The organism is Bradyrhizobium sp. P5_C11_2 (genome assembly GCF_054049755.1).
Genome location: NZ_JBFULT010000619.1, coordinates 1 through 4,233 on the forward strand (window position 1 = coordinate 1; position 4,233 = coordinate 4,233).

Sequence of the window (4,233 nt, forward strand, 5' to 3'; positions counted from 1 at the left end):
ACTCCAAGATGGGTGCGGCCGCCGTCTCCGCCTTCCTCGTTGCCATCGGCGGCGCCTTTTATGCGCAGTTTCTCGCCTATATCGATCCTGAGAGCGTCATGGGCTTCCAGTTCTCGCTGCTGATGGCGTTGCCGGCCGTGCTCGGCGGCATCGGCACCCTCTGGGGGCCTGTGCTTGGTGCTGCCATCCTGATCCCGATGACGGAGCTGACGCGCTCCTATATCGGCGGCTCCGGCCGCGGCGTCGACCTCATCGTCTACGGCACGCTGATCGTGCTGATCTCGCTGGCCCTGCCGCAGGGATTGGTGAGCCTGTTCTCGCGTGCGAAGACGAAGGGGGCCACACGATGACCGCGCTCCTCGAAACCCGCGGCGTCTGGCAGCGCTTCGGTGGCCTCGTCGCCAACAGCGATGTCTCGATCTCGGTCGGACGCGGCGAGATCGTCGGCCTGATCGGTCCAAATGGTGCCGGCAAGTCGACGCTGTTCAATCTCATCGCCGGCGTGCTGCCGCCGACCCAAGGCTCGATCTGGTTCGACGGCGAGGATGTCACCCACATGCCGGCGGCCGAGCGCTGTCAGCGCGGCGTCGGCCGCACCTTCCAGGTGGTCAAGAGCTTTGAGACCATGACTGTCATCGACAACGTCATCGTCGGTGCTCTGGTGCGCAACACCGTGATGCGGGAAGCGCGCCGCAAGGCGCACGAGGTGCTGGAGTTCACCGGCCTTGCCGGGCGCGCCGACGTGCTCGCGAGCGATCTGGTGCCGGCCGAGAAGCGCCGCCTCGAAGTCGCGCGCGCGCTCGCGACCGAGCCAAAATTGTTGCTGCTCGACGAAGTCCTCACTGGTCTGACGCCGACCGAGGCGCAGACCGGCGTCGCGCTGGTGCGCAAGGTGCGCGATACCGGCATTACCGTGCTGATGGTCGAGCACGTCATGGAGATCGTGATGCCGCTGGTCGACCGCGCCATCGTGCTCGACCTCGGCAAGGTGCTGGTCGAGGGCAAGCCCACTGAGGTCGTCCGCGATCCCAAGGTGATCAGCGCATATCTGGGAGATCGTCATGCTGTCGGTGCATGAAGTCACGACCGCCTATCAGGGCCTGGTCGCGATCTCCGCGGTCAGCATCGAAGTCGCCAAGGGCGAGATCGTCTGCGTCGCCGGCGCCAATGGCGCGGGCAAGTCGACGCTGCTCAAATCCATCGCCGGCGCCGAGCGCCCGCGCTCGGGCACCGTGACCTTCGATGGCAAGCGCCTCGACGGCATGGCGCAGCACCACATCACGGCCACCGGCATCGCCTATGTGCCGGAGAACCGCCGGCTGTTTCCGCGTCTGTCGGTGCGCGACAATCTGCGTCTCGGCAGCTATCTGTACCGCGGCGAAGCGAATCGCGAAGAGCCGCTCGATCTCGTCTTCACGCTGTTCCCGCGTCTTCAGGAGCGTTTGGAGCAGCGGGCCGAGACGCTAAGCGGCGGCGAGCAGCAGATGCTCGCCATCGGCCGCGCGCTGATGACGCGCCCGCGGCTCCTGATGCTCGACGAGCCCTCGCAGGGCATCATGCCGAAGCTGGTCGACGAAATCTTCCAGGCGGTACTGCGCATCCGCGACGCCGGCATGACCGTGCTGATCGTCGAGCAGCGCATGGCCGAATGCCTCGAGATCGCCGACCGCGCCTATATCCTGCAAACCGGCCGCGTGCTGATGCAGGGCGCAGCGAGCGAGATCAGGGGCAATCCGGACGTGCGCAAGGCGTATCTCGGGCTGTAGGCGCCTTTCGTAGCCCGGATGAGCGAAGCGATATCCGGGACCGCCGATCCCGCATGTCGCTGCGCTCATGCGGGCTACGATCTTCTCGCTCCACAATCGCAGCCGTCATCCTGAGGTGCGCGCCCTTCGCGCGCCTCAGGATGGGCCGCGGTGGGTGTGGCGGGCTACGATCTTCGAGTGGTGCGGGCACGAGCGTTTTTGGCACCCTAGGTGTCATCGCCCGCCTTGTGCGCACTTGCGCGCTGGGGCGGGCGATCCAGTATTCCGAGACGCCAGTGGGATACGGAGAAGCTGCGGCGTACTGGATTCCCCGCTTTCGCGGGGAATGACAGCGTTGGGCGGGGCGGTCCCGCTCGACCCTCGACCGCACGGGACTCAATGCTCGTGCCCATGCTCCGGCAGCGCCACCCCGAACACCTTCACCAGATCCTTCACCTGTTCCGGCGACAGATATTTCGGGTTCAACCCGCGCAGCAGCAGATACAGCTTCGCCGTCTCCTCCAGCTCCTCGGTCGCGAACACGGCGGCTTCCAGCGTATCGCCGGCGACCACCGGGCCGTGGTTGGCGAGCAGCACGGATGAATATCTCCCCGCCAGCCCCCTGATCGCATCCGCCAMCGCGGGGTCGCCGGGGCGGTAATAGGGCACGAGCGCGGTGGCGCCGCATTTCATCAGGTAATAGGCCGTCATTGGCGGCAGCGCGGCGCGCGGGTCGATCTCGGGCAGCATCGAGAGCGCGACCGAATGGGTGGAGTGCAGATGCACGATCGCGCGGGCCGATCCGCGGGTCTGGTAGAGCGCGGTGTGCAGCGGAACTTCCTTGGTCGGCGCATCGCCTGAGATCAGCCGTCCCTGGTCGTCCAGACGCGACAGCCGCGCCGGGTCGAGGAAGCCGAGCGAGGCGTTGGTCGGCGTCACCAGCCATCCGCCATCGTGCACCTTGACGCTGATATTGCCGGAGGAGCCCGGCGTCAGCCCGCGCTCGAACAAAGAGCGTCCGAAGCGGCAGATATCGTCACGCAGCCGTGTTTCGTTGCTCATGGCCATCATGTCTGCTTGTCTCACGCTTTGGCAGCGCGGCCAAGCCGTGTTATTCGGTTCAGCTAGCCGCCGCAAAGGCGGACCATTCGGGAAACGCTCGCAAGGGTCAGTTGCATGTCCGCATCCACGTCACAGAATCAGCGCATCGCCGTCATCGGGCTCGGCTCGATGGGGTTTGGCATGGCGACCTCGCTGAAGCGCGCCGGTCATGCCGTCACCGGCTGCGACGTCTCGGCTGACGCGGTGGCGCGCTTCGTCAAGGACGGCGGTGCGGGCGCCATGACCCCGGCCGAGGCGGCGAAGGGTGCCGACGTCGTCGTCAGCGTCGTCGTCAACGCCGCGCAGACCGAAACGATCCTGTTCGGCAAGGATGGCGTCGCCGAGACCCTGCCGAAGGACAGCGTCTTTCTGTCGTCGGCCACCATGGATCCCGACGTGGCACGGCGTCTCGCCAAGCAGCTGGAGGCGACCGGCCGGCATTATCTGGATGCGCCGATCTCCGGCGGAGCGCAGCGCGCAGCGCAAGGCGAGCTGACGATCCTCGCCTCGGGCAGTCCCGCGGCCTTTGCGAAAGCGCGGCCCGCACTCGATGCCATGGCCGCCAAGCTCTACGAGCTCGGCGATGCCGCCGGCCAAGGCGCCGCATTCAAGATGATCAACCAGTTGCTCGCCGGCGTCCACATCGCCGCCGCCTCGGAGGCGATCGCGTTCGCGGCCAAGCAGGGTCTCGACATCCGCAAGGTCTATGAGGTGATCACGGCCTCCGCCGGCAATTCCTGGATGTTCGAGAACCGCATGCCGCACGTGCTCGACGGCGATTACACGCCGCGCAGTGCGGTCGAGATCTTCGTCAAGGACCTCGGCATCATCCAGGACATGGCGCGCAGCGCCAGATTCCCGGTGCCGGTCTCGGCTGCCGCCCTCCAGATGTTCCTGATGACGTCAGCTGCCGGCATGGGCCGCGACGACGATGCGTCGGTGGCGCGGATGTATGCGCAGGTCACCGGCGTCAAGCTCCCCGGCGACAAGTAAGAAGAGGATTTCCAATGCCCCGTTTCGCCGCCAACCTCTCGATGATGTTCACCGAGGTGCCATTCCTCGACCGCTTCGATGCCGCCGCGGCAGCCGGCTTCACCGCGGTCGAATTTCTCTTTCCCTACGAGCATCCGGCTGAGGCGGTCGGCGAGCGGCTCAAGCGCAACGGCCTGACCCAGGCGCTGTTCAACCTGCCGCCGGGCGACTGGAATGCCGGCGAGAAGGGCTTTGCGGCGTTGCCGGCGCGCTTTGCCGATCTCAAGGCGAGCCTCGAGACCGCGCTACCTTACGCCAAGGCCACCGGCGTCAAGCGGCTGCACCTGATGGCCGGCATCGCCAACCGCGGCGAGCGCGTCGCGATCGAGGCCTTCTACAAATCGGTGGCGTGGGC

At 66.5% G+C, this 4,233-nt stretch carries 6 protein-coding genes; 5 read left to right on the forward strand and 1 reads right to left on the reverse strand.

Annotated elements, in window-relative coordinates:
* The 3 genes from ACXJL8_RS35365 to ACXJL8_RS35375 form a co-directional block, all read left to right on the forward strand.
* A partial coding sequence (locus tag ACXJL8_RS35365; RefSeq protein WP_456686489.1) for an ABC transporter permease subunit occupies positions 1-350 on the forward strand: 350 nt, incomplete at its 5' end.
* Positions 347-1,078, forward strand: coding sequence for an ABC transporter ATP-binding protein (locus tag ACXJL8_RS35370; protein ID WP_456619238.1), 732 nt, complete (start codon positions 347-349; stop codon positions 1,076-1,078). The genes ACXJL8_RS35365 and ACXJL8_RS35370, both read left to right, overlap by 4 nt.
* The gene (locus tag ACXJL8_RS35375; protein WP_456619237.1) at positions 1,062-1,766 is read left to right on the forward strand and encodes an ABC transporter ATP-binding protein; all 705 of its coding nucleotides are present in this window, start codon (positions 1,062-1,064) and stop codon (positions 1,764-1,766) included. Before ACXJL8_RS35370 ends, ACXJL8_RS35375 begins: the two co-directional genes overlap by 17 nt.
* A 375-nt stretch (positions 1,767-2,141) precedes the next feature.
* On the opposite strand, the gene otnC is transcribed toward ACXJL8_RS35375, so the two are convergent.
* A complete protein-coding gene (gene otnC / locus ACXJL8_RS35380; protein ID WP_456686490.1) occupies positions 2,142-2,807 on the reverse strand; it encodes a 3-oxo-tetronate 4-phosphate decarboxylase in 666 nt (221 codons plus the stop codon).
* A 114-nt stretch (positions 2,808-2,921) separates the two neighbouring features.
* On the opposite strand from otnC, the gene ltnD reads away from it, so the two are divergent.
* The gene (gene ltnD / locus ACXJL8_RS35385) at positions 2,922-3,839 is read left to right on the forward strand and encodes an L-threonate dehydrogenase (RefSeq protein WP_456619235.1); all 918 of its coding nucleotides are present in this window, start codon (positions 2,922-2,924) and stop codon (positions 3,837-3,839) included.
* Positions 3,840-3,853: 14 nt separating this feature from the next.
* Positions 3,854-4,233: TIM barrel protein (locus ACXJL8_RS35390; RefSeq protein ID WP_456686491.1), on the forward strand; the 380-nt coding region annotated here is incomplete at its 3' end.